The sequence below is a fragment of the Mycobacterium sp. P7213 genome (assembly GCF_900604305.1).
GTDB lineage: Bacteria > Actinomycetota > Actinomycetes > Mycobacteriales > Mycobacteriaceae > Mycobacterium.
In genome coordinates, this window is sequence record NZ_UWOA01000043.1 from 1 (window position 1) to 13364 (window position 13364).

General features: G+C 67.0%; 15 protein-coding genes. 10 read left to right on the forward strand and 5 right to left on the reverse strand.

Annotated elements, in window-relative coordinates; translation table 11 throughout:
- On the forward strand, positions 1-271 hold a 271-nt coding region (locus EJK91_RS16150), incomplete at its 5' end, for a WXG100 family type VII secretion target (protein WP_164517931.1).
- A gap of 170 nt (positions 272-441) precedes the next feature.
- On the opposite strand, the gene EJK91_RS16155 is transcribed toward EJK91_RS16150, so the two are convergent.
- On the reverse strand, positions 442-1527 hold the full coding sequence (locus EJK91_RS16155; protein WP_125079441.1) for a hypothetical protein: 1086 nt from the start codon (positions 1525-1527) through the stop codon (positions 442-444).
- Positions 1528-1636: 109 nt separating this feature from the next.
- On the opposite strand from EJK91_RS16155, the gene aspS reads away from it, so the two are divergent.
- Positions 1637-3406, forward strand: coding sequence for an aspartate--tRNA ligase (aspS, locus tag EJK91_RS16160; RefSeq protein WP_125079442.1), 1770 nt, complete (start codon positions 1637-1639; stop codon positions 3404-3406).
- A gap of 45 nt (positions 3407-3451) precedes the next feature.
- Positions 3452-3865, forward strand: coding sequence for a PaaI family thioesterase (locus EJK91_RS16165; protein WP_024442153.1), 414 nt, complete (start codon positions 3452-3454; stop codon positions 3863-3865).
- 6 nt (positions 3866-3871) lie between these two features.
- Here EJK91_RS16165 and EJK91_RS23120 read toward each other — a convergent pair whose 3' ends face one another.
- Complete coding sequence (locus EJK91_RS23120) at positions 3872-4300, reverse strand: transglycosylase family protein (RefSeq protein WP_024442154.1); 429 nt, start codon at positions 4298-4300, stop codon at positions 3872-3874.
- Between the two features lie 351 nt (positions 4301-4651).
- Here EJK91_RS23120 and EJK91_RS16175 point away from each other — a divergent pair, with 351 nt between their 5' ends.
- Positions 4652-5491: a DUF3097 domain-containing protein gene (locus EJK91_RS16175; RefSeq protein ID WP_046302375.1), complete on the forward strand. Its 840-nt coding sequence runs from the start codon at positions 4652-4654 to the stop codon at positions 5489-5491.
- Between the two features lie 6 nt (positions 5492-5497).
- Here the strand turns inward: EJK91_RS16175 and EJK91_RS16180 are convergent, their stop codons facing one another.
- Positions 5498-5749 carry a type II toxin-antitoxin system RelE family toxin gene (locus EJK91_RS16180; protein WP_046302376.1) on the reverse strand — a complete coding sequence of 84 codons (252 nt, stop codon included), beginning with the start codon at positions 5747-5749 and terminating at the stop codon, positions 5498-5500.
- Positions 5746-6018: a type II toxin-antitoxin system Phd/YefM family antitoxin gene (locus tag EJK91_RS16185; RefSeq protein WP_024442157.1), complete on the reverse strand. Its 273-nt coding sequence runs from the start codon at positions 6016-6018 to the stop codon at positions 5746-5748. The genes EJK91_RS16180 and EJK91_RS16185 overlap by 4 nt, the downstream gene beginning before the upstream one ends.
- Before the next feature lie 92 nt (positions 6019-6110).
- On the opposite strand from EJK91_RS16185, the gene EJK91_RS16190 reads away from it, so the two are divergent.
- Complete coding sequence (locus tag EJK91_RS16190; protein ID WP_125079443.1) at positions 6111-7220, forward strand: NDMA-dependent alcohol dehydrogenase; 1110 nt, start codon at positions 6111-6113, stop codon at positions 7218-7220.
- A 52-nt stretch (positions 7221-7272) separates the two neighbouring features.
- Positions 7273-8610: a replication-associated recombination protein A gene (locus EJK91_RS16195; protein ID WP_164517986.1), complete on the forward strand. Its 1338-nt coding sequence runs from the start codon at positions 7273-7275 to the stop codon at positions 8608-8610.
- A 20-nt stretch (positions 8611-8630) separates the two neighbouring features.
- Here EJK91_RS16195 and EJK91_RS16200 read toward each other — a convergent pair whose 3' ends face one another.
- Positions 8631-9290 (reverse strand): GntR family transcriptional regulator, encoded by a 660-nt coding sequence (locus tag EJK91_RS16200; RefSeq protein ID WP_046301917.1) that lies wholly within the window; start codon positions 9288-9290, stop codon positions 8631-8633.
- 67 nt (positions 9291-9357) lie between these two features.
- Between EJK91_RS16200 and EJK91_RS16205 the strand changes: the two genes are divergently transcribed.
- The 4 genes from EJK91_RS16205 to EJK91_RS16220 are packed head-to-tail and all read left to right on the forward strand — an operon-like array spanning position 9358 to position 13290.
- Positions 9358-10713: an LLM class flavin-dependent oxidoreductase gene (locus EJK91_RS16205; protein WP_046301913.1), complete on the forward strand. Its 1356-nt coding sequence runs from the start codon at positions 9358-9360 to the stop codon at positions 10711-10713.
- 8 nt (positions 10714-10721) lie between these two features.
- Positions 10722-11906, forward strand: a complete 1185-nt coding sequence (locus EJK91_RS16210; protein WP_046301914.1) for a CaiB/BaiF CoA transferase family protein — start codon at positions 10722-10724, stop codon at positions 11904-11906.
- Between the two features lie 28 nt (positions 11907-11934).
- Positions 11935-12840 (forward strand): HpcH/HpaI aldolase/citrate lyase family protein, encoded by a 906-nt coding sequence (locus EJK91_RS16215; RefSeq protein ID WP_024442162.1) that lies wholly within the window; start codon positions 11935-11937, stop codon positions 12838-12840.
- Positions 12841-12891: 51 nt separating this feature from the next.
- Positions 12892-13290: a secondary thiamine-phosphate synthase enzyme YjbQ gene (locus EJK91_RS16220; protein ID WP_164517992.1), complete on the forward strand. Its 399-nt coding sequence runs from the start codon at positions 12892-12894 to the stop codon at positions 13288-13290.
- Positions 13291-13364 lie beyond the last annotated feature (74 nt).

Here is a 13364-nt window from a genome sequence, read left to right on the forward strand (position 1 = left end):
CCAGTTCGGTGATGTGGATGCCCACGGTGCGTTGATTCGTGCTCAGGCGGCGTCGTTGGAGGCTGAGCACCAGGCGATCGTGCACGATGTGCTGGCTGCCGGTGATTTCTGGGGTGGCGCGGGTTCGGTGGCGTGCCAGGAGTTTGTGGCGCAGTTGGGCCGCAACTTCGCGGTGATCTACGAGCAGGCCAACAGCCACGGTCAGAAGGTGCAGTCGGCCGGCAACAACATGGCCAACACCGACGCCTCCGTCGGCTCCAGCTGGGCCTGACCCTAGGGCCAATCGCGAACAAGAAACCGGCGCAGCCTGCGGGCTGCGCCGGTTTCTTGCGTTCTGAAGCCGCTTCTTGCGTTCCGAGAGAAAAGGACGGCCTGGGCAAAGCTGACGTGGCCGGGGCTAACCAGCCCCGGCCACGTCAGCGCGTCTCTGGTGCGTTCTGGTCAGCCCGTGGTTGCCGCCGACGAGCATGCACCCAGCACCGTGGTGGACAGGAACGTCGCGGCATTTGCCAGGTAGTTGTCGGTGGGGTCGTAGGTCGGCAGCGCCAACACGAACGCCCGGCGGTACTGGGCGGACAGCTCCGCGAAGTCCTGCAGGGTGGGGTTGTTACTGCGGCGGCCCAGCTGCTGCATCTTGTTGGCCAGGCTGATCATGATGGGACCTACCGCCAGGTTGACCGCCTTCTGCTGCGGGTTCCAATACGTTCCCGGGATGCTGGGATCGATGCCATGCCATTCGACGGCGTCAACGCCGAACTTGTCCAGCGTGGCCTTCCAGTCCGCGCACACCGGATTGGAACCGGTCAGATAGCGCTGCGGGTTGGCCGGGTTGCCCGGCGACGCCGTCTTGGTGGGAGCGGCCTGCGTCTCGACCAGGGGGCCGCGGGCGGCCGCTGAGCCGTTGTTGGCGGCGGCGCAGATCGCGGCCAGCGCCGAGGCTGCACTGTGCGCGGTGCCGGCCAGCGCCGCGTCCCGCTCGGTGTAGGTGGGAATGTGCTCGACGAAGGTGCGCGCGTAAGCGATGAACTGCTCGTAGAGTTCGCGCATCACCCGGTGCGGGGTCAGCTTCACCAGACCGACCGTCTGGGCGGCAGCGTTGCGCACCACCTGCCCGGCGGCCAGGTACTGCTTCTTCTGCTCGTCGTTCCACGCCGACGCCGGAATGGACTGGTCGCGCTCATTCCATTTGCCCTGTCCAAGCATCGACAGGGTGCTGGACAGGTTGCTGCTGATCGAAATCCACGCGGTACAGCTGGGGTCATTGATGATGATCGAGACCGGACCGGTGTCGTCTGCGCTGGCAATACCCGACGCCGCAGAGCTGCGGCTGGAGGCCGAGCCGTCCAGCGAACTCTTGCCCGGGTCGCCGCCCAGCAACACCACCGCGACCAACACCAGCGCCACCACGGCCAGCACGACTACGGCGGCCAACCCCCATTTCAGGCTCTTGTTCTGTTTAGGGGCAGCGGCTTCGTCGTAGTCCTCGTCGTCATAGTCAAAGTCGAGGTCATCGGTGCCGTTAGTCACAGTGAGCCAGCTTAAAGCACCGACCGGCGCGGGGCAGTGCCACAAGAGGGCTCTAGACTTGGCGACCGTCAAACCGTTACCGAACTAACCTGTCACCAAGGGGGTATTCGTGCTGCGCAGCCACGACGCCGGCTCACTGCGGGCCACCGACGCCGGGCTCAGCGTCACGCTTGCCGGTTGGGTGGCGCGGCGACGTGACCACGGCGGTGTCATCTTCATCGACCTGCGCGACGCTTCCGGGGTGGCGCAGGTCGTGTTCCGTGACGCCGCTGTGCTGGAGCAGGCGCACCGGCTGCGCGCCGAGTTCTGTGTGACGGTCACCGGTGTCGTCGAGGTCCGTCCCGAAGGCAACGAGAACCCCGACCTGCCCACCGGCGCCATCGAGATCAATGCGACAGAACTGCGGGTGCTCAACGAGGCTGCGCCGCTGCCGTTCCAGCTCGATGAATCCGCCGGCGAAGAGGCCCGGCTGAAGCATCGCTACCTGGACCTGCGGCGCGAGGGCGGCCCGGGAGCTGCGCTGCGGCTGCGTTCGGCGGCTAACGCCGCAGCCCGTTCGGTGCTGGCTGCACAAGACTTCATCGAGATCGAAACCCCCACCCTGACCCGCTCAACCCCGGAGGGCGCACGCGACTTCCTGGTTCCGGCGCGCCTGCAGCCCGGTTCGTTCTACGCGCTGCCACAGAGCCCGCAACTGTTCAAGCAGCTGCTGATGGTGGCCGGGATGGAGCGTTACTACCAGATCGCCCGCTGCTACCGCGACGAGGACTTCCGCGCGGACCGTCAGCCTGAGTTCACCCAGCTGGACTTGGAGATGAGCTTTGTCGACGCCGAGGACGTGATCGGCATCGCCGAGCAGGTCCTCAAGGCGCTTTGGGCCCTGATCGGCTACGACCTGCCGTTGCCGCTGCCCCGGATGACTTACGCGGACGCGATGCGACGGTTCGGCTCCGACAAGCCCGACCTGCGATTCGCTCTGGAGTTGGTGGAGTGCACCGAGTTCTTCTCCGAGACCACCTTCCGGGTATTCCAGGCCCCCTACGTGGGTGCGGTGGTCATGCCGGGGGGCGCCTCGCAGCCACGGCGCACGCTCGACGGCTGGCAGGAGTGGGCCAAGCAGCGCGGAGCCAAGGGCTTGGCGTACGTCCTGGTCGGCGAGGACGGAGAGCTGTCCGGACCGGTGGCCAAGAACCTGACTGATGCTGAGCGCGCCGGGCTGGCCGGGCACGTGGGCGCGGCGCCGGGGGACTGCATCTTCTTTGCGGCCGGACCGGCCAAGCCGTCTCGCGCACTGTTGGGGGCGGCTCGTGGTGAGATCGCCCGGCGCCTGGACCTGATCGACCCGGAGGCCTGGGCGTTCACCTGGGTGGTCGACCCGCCCCTGTTCGAGCCGGCGGACGACGCCACTGCCGCCGGTGATGTGGCGGTCGGCTCGGGGGCCTGGACCGCGGTGCACCACGCCTTCACCTCGCCGAAGCCGGAGCATGCCGGCAGCGTGGAGACCGACCCCGGTTCGGTGCTCGCGGACGCCTATGACGTGGTGTGCAACGGCAACGAGATCGGCGGCGGCTCGATTCGTATTCACCGCCGCGATATCCAGGAGCAGGTCTTCAAGGTTATGGGGATCGACGAGGAGTCGGCGAACGAGAAGTTCGGATTCCTCTTGGACGCCTTCAGTTTCGGCGCACCGCCGCACGGCGGGCTGGCGTTCGGCTGGGACCGGGTGGTGGCACTGCTGGCCGGCGTGGAGTCGATCCGCGAGGTCATTGCGTTCCCGAAGTCCGGCGGCGGCATTGACCCGCTGACCGACGCGCCGGCGCCCATCACGGCGGCTCAGCGCAAGGAGGCCGGGATTGACGCGGTGCCTCAACCACGCTGAGAGCGGACGCTAGACAGCAGCGCCAGGGTCGGCAAGGCTGCAGGCATGGATTCGGCTGAGTTCGCCCGATTGGTCGTCGCCAATATGCCGTTCGCGGCGGAGTTGCAGATCGAGATCGCTGAACTGTCACCCCAAGAGGTGCGTGCGACCATGCCGTGGGCTCCGGAGCGCTGCACCACCGGTGGGATGCTGCACGGGGGAGCGCTGATGGCGTTCGCCGACACTGCCGGAGCGGTGTGCGCGGTGGTCAATCTGCCTCAGGGCACCAGCACCTCGACCATCGAGTCCAAGACCAACTTCTTTCGAGCGGTGCGGGCGGGCGTTGTGACGGCGACCAGCATTCCGCTGCATGTCGGTCGCACGACGATCGTCGTGCAGACCGACCTGAGTGACGACAACGGCAAGCTGGTCGCCCGAGTCACGCAGACCCAGGCGGTGCTGTCTCCGAAGCCGCAGTAGCCGGGCTCACCAGAACGGTTTGAGCAGCTGGCGCATCGCCGGCGGCACCCAGCCTTTCACCGACGACGGGAATACCCGTCCCGGTCCGCATTTCGGCCAGGCGTACGGGCCCTGTTCGTCGAGGACTCTATTGGCCACCGCGATCTGTTCCTCGCGGGATGCTTTCGCCGGCGAACCCACGCCGCCGAATGCGCGCCACGTCGACGGTTTGAACTGCAGACCGCCATAGAAACCATTGCCGGTGTCGGCGGCCCAGTTACCGCCCGATTCGCATTGTGCGACGGCATCCCAGCCCATCGCCATGTTGTCCGCATGGGCCACTCCCGCCGAACTTATCAGCGTGCCCACGATCCCCCCGGTGACCAGCCCGGACGTCGCCCAATTGAGCCGCCGCCGCCCGAACTTCACGACACGCCGTGCCGTGTTCCGGTGCATATCACAACCTCCGTGATAGGTGTGTATCAGTGAGGTTTCAGAGCATAACGCGATAAATGATGAAATTGCACATTTCGGTTACTTAAAGATGCAAATGTTTCGGTTGTTATTAATTGGGGTAAAAGTTAACTAAAGTTGTTTTAGTTAACTAAGTTGTTATTGTTACGTATGTTGCGAGAGATCTCTTATAAATTAAGAGAATTTTGAGTGGCTAATGTTGCTAGAGTGATGCCTGATGCCAGTGTGACTTCTGGTTCGGTGGAACCGGCTCTGAGGGCGGCCGGAAAAAATCGGCGGAATCGCGCGGGTGGTTCAGTCGCAGCACGCCCGAACGCGCCTAGGCTGCCTCGGGTGGCCGACCGCTATGGATCCGACATCCTTGCCGACAACCCGCACACCGCACGCAGGGTCCGCTCTGTCGAGGTGCCGGTGGAGCGCGGCATGGTGGTCGAAGACGCCCAAAGCGGCTACGTCGGGGCCGTCGTGCGGATCGCCTACGGTCGGATGGATCTGGAGGACCGGCACGGCCGCATCCGCGGATTCCCCGTTGGCCCCGGCTACCTGATCGATGGCAAGCCGGTGATCTTGACCGAGCCCCGCCCGACGGCACCCGCGGCGCCGGCCCGGACGGCGTCGGGCTCGGTGGCGGTACGCGGCGCGCGCGCCAAGGTGGCGCTGGCCAGCCGGATCTACGTGGAGGGCCGCCACGACGCCGAACTGGTCGAGCAGGTCTGGGGGGAAGACCTGCGCATCGAAGGTGTGGTGGTCGAGTACCTGGGCGGCATCGACGACCTGGCCGGCATCGTCGCCGAATTCCAGCCCGGGCCCGGCCGACGGCTCGGGGTGCTGGTCGACCACCTGGTGGACGGTTCCAAGGAGACCCGCATCGCCGAGGCGGTGCGCCGTGGACCGGGCGGTGCACACGCCCTGATCGTCGGGCACCCCTACGTCGACATCTGGCAGGCGGTGAAGCCGGAGCGGCTCGGAATGCAAGCCTGGCCCAAGATTCCACGCAACGTGGAGTGGAAGCACGGGATCTGCGCCGCGCTGGGCTGGCCACACGCCGGTCAGGCCGATATCGCGGCGGCCTGGCAGCGCATCCGGAGCCGGGTGCGGGACTGGACCGACCTGGAGCCGGAGCTGATCGGCCGGGTCGAGGAGTTGATCGACTTCGTGACCGCGCCGGCCTGAGGTTGATCAGCGGTAGGCGTCGCTGCGTTTGGCGACGGTGAAGATCGTGATGATGGCTGCGGCATCGTCGATCTGGTAGACGATCCGATACTGCCCGAACCGTACCCGCCAGTCATTGTGGCCACCGACCAGCTTTTTCGCCCCGGTCGGGCGCGGGCTAGCGGTGAGCCCGATAATCGTCTGCAGCGCCGTCTCGAACGCATCACGCGGCAGCCGCTGCAACTGCTTGAGGACGTCCGGGTGAAAGGCGACTTTCACGACGCGACAAACGCCGCAGCGTTGACGCCCAGGGCATCGAGCATTTCACTCAGTGACATGGTGTTAAACGCATTCGCGCGCATGTTCTGCACGCGTAGCGCGTCTGCGACGTCGGCGTGTTCATGCAGACGCTCGTAGTCTGCCATCGAGATGATCACCGCGATCTCGGTTCCGCTATCGGTGATGATGGCCTCTTCGCCGGAGGTAGCGACGTCGCGCACGATGGCACCGAGCTGGGCCCGCAAATCGCGAAGGCTATGCGTACTCATGTTAAACATATTACTCGCCCAATCTGCGTCCCGCGTTCGCAATCCGGCTGAACAGCGCCGGAGGAGCCACCCGGGCGAGTTGGATGACACCCATGAAAACAATTGCCGCCGTGGCACATGCGCCCAACCAACCTTTCGAGATCATGGAATTGGACCTCGACGGGCCGGGTCCGGGTGAGGTACTGATCAAGTTCACCGCTGCCGGTCTGTGCCATTCAGACCTGCATCTGGCTGACGGGGACTGGCCGGCCCGGTTCCCGATCGTCGGCGGGCACGAGGGCTCCGGGATCATCGAGGACGTCGGCCCCGGGGTTACCAAAGTCAAGCCCGGTGATCACGTGGTGTGCTGTTTCATCCCCAGCTGCGGGGCCTGCCGATACTGCTCGACCGGACGGCAGAACCTGTGCGACATCGGAGCCACCATCCTGGAGGGCTGCATGCCCGACGGCACGTTCCGGTTCCACTCGGGCGGAACCGATTACGGCGGCTTCTGCATGCTGGGCACCTTCGCCGAGCGGGCGACCGTCTCGCAGCACTCGGTGGTCAAGGTCGACGACTGGCTGCCGCTGGAGACCGCGGTGCTGGTCGGCTGCGGGGTCCCCACCGGCTGGGCGACGGCCAACTATGACGGCGGGGTGCGCGCCGGGGACACCGTGGTGGTCTACGGCATCGGCGGCGTCGGCATCAACGCCGTGCAGGGCGCCGCGCACGCCGGCGCCAAGTACGTGGTGGCCGTCGACCCGGTGGAGTTCAAACGCGAAACCGCCCTGAAGCTGGGTGCCACGCACGCCTTCCCCACCGCCGAGGAGGCGATGGCCAAGATTGCCGAGCTGACCTGGGGACAGATGGCCGACCAGGCGCTGATAACCGTCGGCGACCTGGACGAAGCCGTCACCACCGCGGCATTCAACACCATCGGCAAGGGCGGCACCGTGGTGATCGCCGCGCTGGCGAAGCTGGAGAGCCTGGACGTACACGTCTCGGGTTCGCAGCTGGCGTTGTTCGGCAAGACCGTCAAGGGCACGCTGTTCGGCGGCGCCAACCCGCAGTACGACATCGTGCGGCTGCTGCGCCTCTATGACGCCGGTCAGCTCAAGCTCGACGAGCTGATCACCCGGCGTTACACCCTGGAGCAGGTCAACGAGGGCTACCAGGATCTGCGTGACGGCAAGAACATCCGCGGGGTGATCGTGCACCGCTGAACCGGCGAGTGGCCGATGGGGCAGGTGACAGCGGTGAGCAGCTATGCGTGGTATGCCTGAAGTCGTGTCCGACGGACTGTTCGACCTCAGCGGCGCCCCGGCGCCCGAACCGCACGGATCCGGTGCCACCTCCACTCCGTTGGCGGTGCGGATGCGTCCGGCGTCCCTCGACGAGGTGGTCGGCCAGGATCACCTGCTGGGGCAGGGCTCCCCGCTGCGTCGGCTGGTCGACGGCTCCGGGGCGGCCTCGGTCATTCTCTACGGTCCGCCCGGGACCGGAAAGACCACGCTGGCCTCACTGATCTCCGGTGCCACCGGACGACGATTCGAGGCGCTCTCAGCCCTGAGCGCCGGGGTCAAGGAAGTGCGCGCCGTGATCGACACCGCCCGACGCGCGGCCGCGTACGGCGAACAGACCGTGCTGTTCATCGATGAGGTGCACCGGTTCTCCAAAACCCAGCAGGATGCATTGCTGGCCGCGGTGGAGAACCGGGTGGTGCTGTTGGTGGCCGCAACCACCGAGAACCCGTCGTTCTCGGTGGTCGCCCCGCTGCTGAGCCGGTCGCTGATCCTGCAGCTGCGGCCACTGGAGCCCGAGGACATCGCGGCGGTGCTGCGGCGCGCCATCGACGACGAGCGCGGCCTGGGCGGACGCATCGAGGTGGCGCCCGACGCCGTCGACCTGCTGGTTCGGCTGGCCGCCGGCGATGCCCGCCGGGCCTTGACCGCACTGGAAGTGGCGGCTGAGGCGGGCCGACGGGTGACCGTGGAGATCGTCGAGGGATCCCTGGATCAGGCCGCGGTGCGCTACGACCGCGATGGTGATCAGCACTACGACGTGATCAGTGCGTTCATCAAGTCGGTGCGCGGCTCCGACGTCGACGCCGCGCTGCACTACCTGGCCCGGATGCTGGTGGCAGGGGAGGACCCACGGTTCATCGCCCGTCGGCTGATGATTCTGGCCAGCGAAGACATCGGGATGGGCGATCCGACCGCGCTGCAGACCGCGGTGGCCGCGGCGCAGACCGTCGCGCTGATCGGCATGCCCGAGGCGCAATTGACCCTGGCGCACGCCACCGTGCATCTGGCAACAGCGCCGAAGTCCAACGCGGTGACCGCCGCGCTGGGCGCGGCCATGGCCGACATCCGGGCCGGCAAGGCCGGGGCGGTTCCGGCGCACCTGCGCGACGGGCACTATGCGGGAGCGCAGTCCCTGGGCAATGCGGTCGGTTACCGGTACGCCCACGACCATCCAGACGGCGTTGTGCCGCAACAATATCCACCCGATGAGCTGGTCGGGGTGGACTACTACCAACCCACCGGCCGGGGTGCGGAACGCGAGATCGGCGGGCGGTTGGCACGACTCAGGGCCATCATCCGGCGCCGCTAGCTCACCAGGCGTGCTTTTCGTCAGCCGGCCGAGCCGGCTTGGCCCAGCCAATCGGCCAGCGAGCGCCCGGCGTCGAGGACGTGTTGCTCGGCGATGGCGCGCGATGCCTCCGCGTCGCCAGTGGCCAGCGCCGTGACCAGCTTGCGGTGGTCTTCCAGTGAATGGTGCTCGTGCTCGGGAAACACCGTCAGGAAGTTCGTCGGTACCACCCGCGCCGCATGCCGGATCTGGATGAGCAGCTGCGGCGAATGCGCGGCCCGGTGAATCTCCTGGTGAAACTCCCAGTTGGCGTCGCCGATGGCGTCCGAGCCGCGTAGGGCCTCGACGTCGGCGACCAGCGTCCGCAGGCGCTCGACTTCGGTGGGGGAGATCCGCTCGGCGGCCCAGGCGGCGGCCTGCCCGGTCAGCACGCCCAGGATGGTGAAACTGTCCAGCACATCCTCGGGGCGAATCCCGATCACGGTGACGCCGCTGCGCGGTGCGACCTCCACCAGGCCTTCGTAGGACAACTCCAGCAGGGCCTCGCGCACCGGTGTGCGGCTGGTGGCGAACTCGGTGGTGATGGCGTCGAGGTCGAGGCGGGTTCCGGGCGCCAGTTCACCGGTGAGGATGCGATTGCGTAGTTCGCGGGCCGCGCGCTCGCGCACGGTGCCACCGATGTCGACATTGTTGGCCGCCACAGACGGATCGTACACGCCTTGAAATCCAATAGTTGATATCTGATATATCAGATGGTAGATATGGGGCATGACGACACGGACCGACCGGATGGCGCTGGTCGCCTTCATGCAAGCCGGCAACGCCTCGGTGTACGCCGGATCGTGGCGCCACCCCGCCACCGAGCACGGCTACCTCGACGCCTCCTACTACGCCAAGATCGGTCGGCAGCTCGAAGAGGGCTGCTTCGATCTGATGTTCTTCGACGACAGACTGGCGATGCCCGGCATCTACGGCGGTTCGGTCGCCGAAGCGGTCCGCTACGGCGCGCGGCCCGTGAAGCTGGATCTGTCCGTCGTGCTCGGCGTTCTCGCCCAGGCGACCTCGAAGATCGGCCTGGGCGCCACCTACTCCACCACGTATTACCCGCCGTTCCACGTGGCCCGCACCTTCGCCAGCCTCGACCACCTCTCGGGTGGCCGGGCGGCCTGGAACGTTGTCACCTCGGTCAATGACAGCGAGGCCCACAACTACGGCCTGGCGAGCCACCTCAGCCACGACGAACGCTACGACCGAGCGGATGAGTTCCTCGACGTCGTCGCCGGGCTCTGGGACACCTGGGAAGACGGCGCGATCGTGGCCGACCGCGGGGCCGGCATCTTCGCCGACCCGGCCAAGGTGCACGAACTCAACCACATCGGCGAGTACTTCTCCTCGCGCGGCCCGTTGACCGTGCCTCGAACCCCGCAGGGCCGCCCAGTGATCCTGCAGGCCGGATCGTCAGGGCGGGGCCGCGATTTCGCTTCCCGCTGGGCGGATCTGATCTTCACCGGGGACCCGGGCATCGAGGTGGCACGCAGTCACTACGCCGATCAGAAGAAGCGCATCGGTGACTCCGGGCGTGATCCCGCCACGGTGAAGCTCTGCCCGATGGCCTACGCGGTGCTCGGCGAGACCGAGGAGCAGGCCAAAGACCGCGAACAGACCCTGCTCAACGACCTGGTGCACCCCATGGCGTCGCTCACGCTGCTCTCGGAGCTGATGAACTACGACTTCGCCCAGCACAACCTCGACGACCCGATCACCGACGAGTTGATCGCCTCGGTGTCGGGAATCCGCGGCCTGGTGCAGAACCTGCGCACTCACATCGGCGGTGACATCACACTGCGCGACCTGGCCGGGCATCGGGCCACGCTGCTACAGGGACCACGCTTTGTCGGCACCGGAGCCCAAGTCGCCGACCAGATGGAGGAGTGGTTCCACGGCGGCGCCTGCGACGGATTCGTCTTGGCCGCAACGCATTCACCGGGCTCCTATGAGGATGTGGTGCGGATGGTCGTCCCGGAGCTGCAGCGCCGCGGACTGTTCCGCACCCACTACGAAGGCAACACCCTGCGTGAGCACCTGGGCCTGCCCCGGCCCGCCGCGGCCGCCGTACCGGCATGACAGGCGCGATGCTGGCCGGCATCCGGGTGCTCGACCTGGCCACCTTGGCAGCGGCGCCGCTGGTGGCCACCTATCTCGGCGAGTTCGGTGCCGACGTCATCAAGGTCGAGCAACCCGGCTCCGGGGACCCGATCCGCGGCTGGGGCAATCAGCGCGACGGCGTCGGGCTGATGTGGAAGTCGGTGTCGCGCAACAAGCGCTCGATCACCTGCAACCTACGACTGCCCGAAGGCCAGGATCTGGTGCGCAAGCTGGTGGCCCACTCCGATGTGGTGATCGCCAACACCCGTCCACAGACCCTGCGCGCGTGGGGGTTGGACTACGAGGCGTTGCGGGCGGTCAACGACCGCATCGTGATGCTGCACATCACCGGCTTCGGGCTCTCCGGTCCCAAGAGTGAGAGGCCGGGCTTCGGCACGCTCGGTGAGGCGATGAGCGGCTTTGCCAACATCACCGGTGAAACCGACGGCCCACCCACGCTGCCGCCGTTCATGCTGGCCGACGGCGTCGCGTCGCTGAATGCCGCCTACGCGGTGATGATGGCGCTGTATCACCGCGACATGCACGGCGCGTCGGGTCAGCTGATCGACGTCAACCTCATTGACCCGCTGGCTCGCCTGCTCGAGCAGACCCTGCTCGGCTACGACCAACTCGGTCTGGTGCCGACCAGAGCCGGCAACCGCTGGGACATCTCGGCGCCGCGCAACACCTACCGCACCGCCGACGGCCGCTGGCTGGCCATGTCGGGCAGTTCACCGGCGTTGGCACTGCGGGTGTTTCGGGCGATCGGGCGCGCCGACCTGGTGGACGACGCCGACTTCAGCGACCCGCAGCGCCGGCTGGCCCGCGCCCGCGAAGTCGATCAGGTGGTCGCCGACTGGGTGGCCACCAAGACCCTGGATGAAGCCATGGCGGTGTTCGACGCCAAACAGGTCGCGGCCGCAGCGGTATATGACATCACCGACCTGGTCGCCGACGAGCAGCTGGCGCATCGCGAAGTCTTCGTCAAGGTCGACGACGACGAACTCGGCGCCATGACCGTCCAGGCCCCGGTGCCGCGCTTCTCCGACGCGACCGGGCGCGTCGAACACCTGGGCCCTCGCCTGGGGGAGCACAACACCGAGGTCTACCGCGAACTGCTCGACCTCACCTCATCCGACATCGACGACCTGCACGCCCGCGGCGTGTTGTGACCCCCGAACCTCAAGGAGAGATCGCCCCATGCTGTTGCGCCGTTCCGAGTTGGCCGTGCCCGCTGCTAACCACAACATGTTCGCCAAGGCGGCCGCCTCGCAGGCAGACCTGGTCTTCCTCGACCTGGAGGATGCGACCGCGCCCGCCGAGAAAGTCGGCGCCCGCGCCAAGGTGATCACCGCGCTGAACGACCTGGACTGGGGACGCACCGCGCGCGCCATCCGGATCAACGGTCTAGATACGCAATGGTGCCACGATGACATCATCGAGGTGGTCACCGCCGCCGGCCACAACCTGGACACCATCGTCGTCCCCAAAGCCTGCACCGCCCGCGACGTCTGGTGGGTCGACCTGCTGCTCACCCAGCTGGAGGCCAAACTCGGCCTGGAACACCAGATCCGCCTCGAGGTGCTCATCGAGGAGGTCGAGGGGCTGGCCAACGCCGAGGAGATCGCCAAGGCCAGTCCGCGGATCGACGCGCTGATCTTCGGAGTCGGCGACTTCTCGCTGTCGCAGGGCGCGCGGGTGGACACCAACTTCGTACCGATCTGGGACTACCCGGGCGACTTCTGGCACTACGCCCGCAACAAGGTGGTTGTCGCGGCCCGCATCGCCGGCATCGAGGCCATCGACTCGCCCTACCCCGACTACGCAAACCGCGACGGCTACGAATCCGAGGCCCGCCGGTCCTCGCTGTACGGCTTCACTGGCAAGTGGGCGATTCACCCCACCCAGATCCCGGTCGCCAACGCGGTGTTCTCGCCGACCGCCCAGGAGATCGCGCTGGCTGAACGCAACATGGCCGCCTACCGCGAGGGTGAGGCGAAGGGGCTGGGCGCGGTCGGGGTCGACGGCGTGCTGGTTGACGCCGCGCACGTCAAGATGGCGCAGAACACCCTGGCGCGGGTAGCCCTGATAAACGGGGAGCGCTGACTCCGCCCGAGAGTGGCGGCGGCCCCTACCCTGGAGCTGGTGAACACCGAAGTGCTCGACATCGACACCTCGCGGCGTCGCACCGTCGACCTCACCGATCAGGTGCGGTCGTTCTGTGCCCGCCACGGTGACGGGCTGTGCAACGTCTTCGTGCCGCATGCGACGGCCGGGGTGGCGATCATCGAGACCGGCGCCGGCTCGGACTCCGACCTGGTCGACACGCTCGAGCGGCTCTTGCCGCGCGATGATCGCTACCGGCACGCGCACGGCTCGCCCGGGCACGGCGCCGATCACGTGCTGCCGGCGATCGTGGCACCGTCGATCACGGTTCCGGTGGCCGGCGGTGAGCCGCTGCTGGGCATCTGGCAGTCGGTGGTGCTGGTCGACCTGAACCGCGACAACCCTCGTCGAAGTGTGCGGTTGAGCTTTGTCGGCGTCGCCGCCACCTGAGGATCCTTGCCTGCAGAGAACCCGATCGGCAGCCCGGTACTGTAGTGCCGTCTAAACGGATGAGACGGCGGGAA

What these genes read in the sequence shown, in the direction of transcription:
- EJK91_RS16165 (WP_024442153.1), top strand. Translation starts at nt 3,452, where the DNA reads ATGGATTCGGCTGAGTTCGCCCGATTGGTCGTCGCCAATATGCCGTTC.
- EJK91_RS23120 (WP_024442154.1), bottom strand. Translation starts at nt 4,300, where the DNA reads ATGCACCGGAACACGGCACGGCGTGTCGTGAAGTTCGGGCGGCGGCGG.
- EJK91_RS16185 (WP_024442157.1), bottom strand. Translation starts at nt 6,018, where the DNA reads ATGAGTACGCATAGCCTTCGCGATTTGCGGGCCCAGCTCGGTGCCATC.
- EJK91_RS16190 (WP_125079443.1), top strand. Translation starts at nt 6,111, where the DNA reads ATGAAAACAATTGCCGCCGTGGCACATGCGCCCAACCAACCTTTCGAG.
- EJK91_RS16195 (WP_164517986.1), top strand. Translation starts at nt 7,273, where the DNA reads ATGCCTGAAGTCGTGTCCGACGGACTGTTCGACCTCAGCGGCGCCCCG.
- EJK91_RS16205 (WP_046301913.1), top strand. Translation starts at nt 9,358, where the DNA reads ATGACGACACGGACCGACCGGATGGCGCTGGTCGCCTTCATGCAAGCC.
- EJK91_RS16210 (WP_046301914.1), top strand. Translation starts at nt 10,722, where the DNA reads ATGCTGGCCGGCATCCGGGTGCTCGACCTGGCCACCTTGGCAGCGGCG.
- EJK91_RS16215 (WP_024442162.1), top strand. Translation starts at nt 11,935, where the DNA reads ATGCTGTTGCGCCGTTCCGAGTTGGCCGTGCCCGCTGCTAACCACAAC.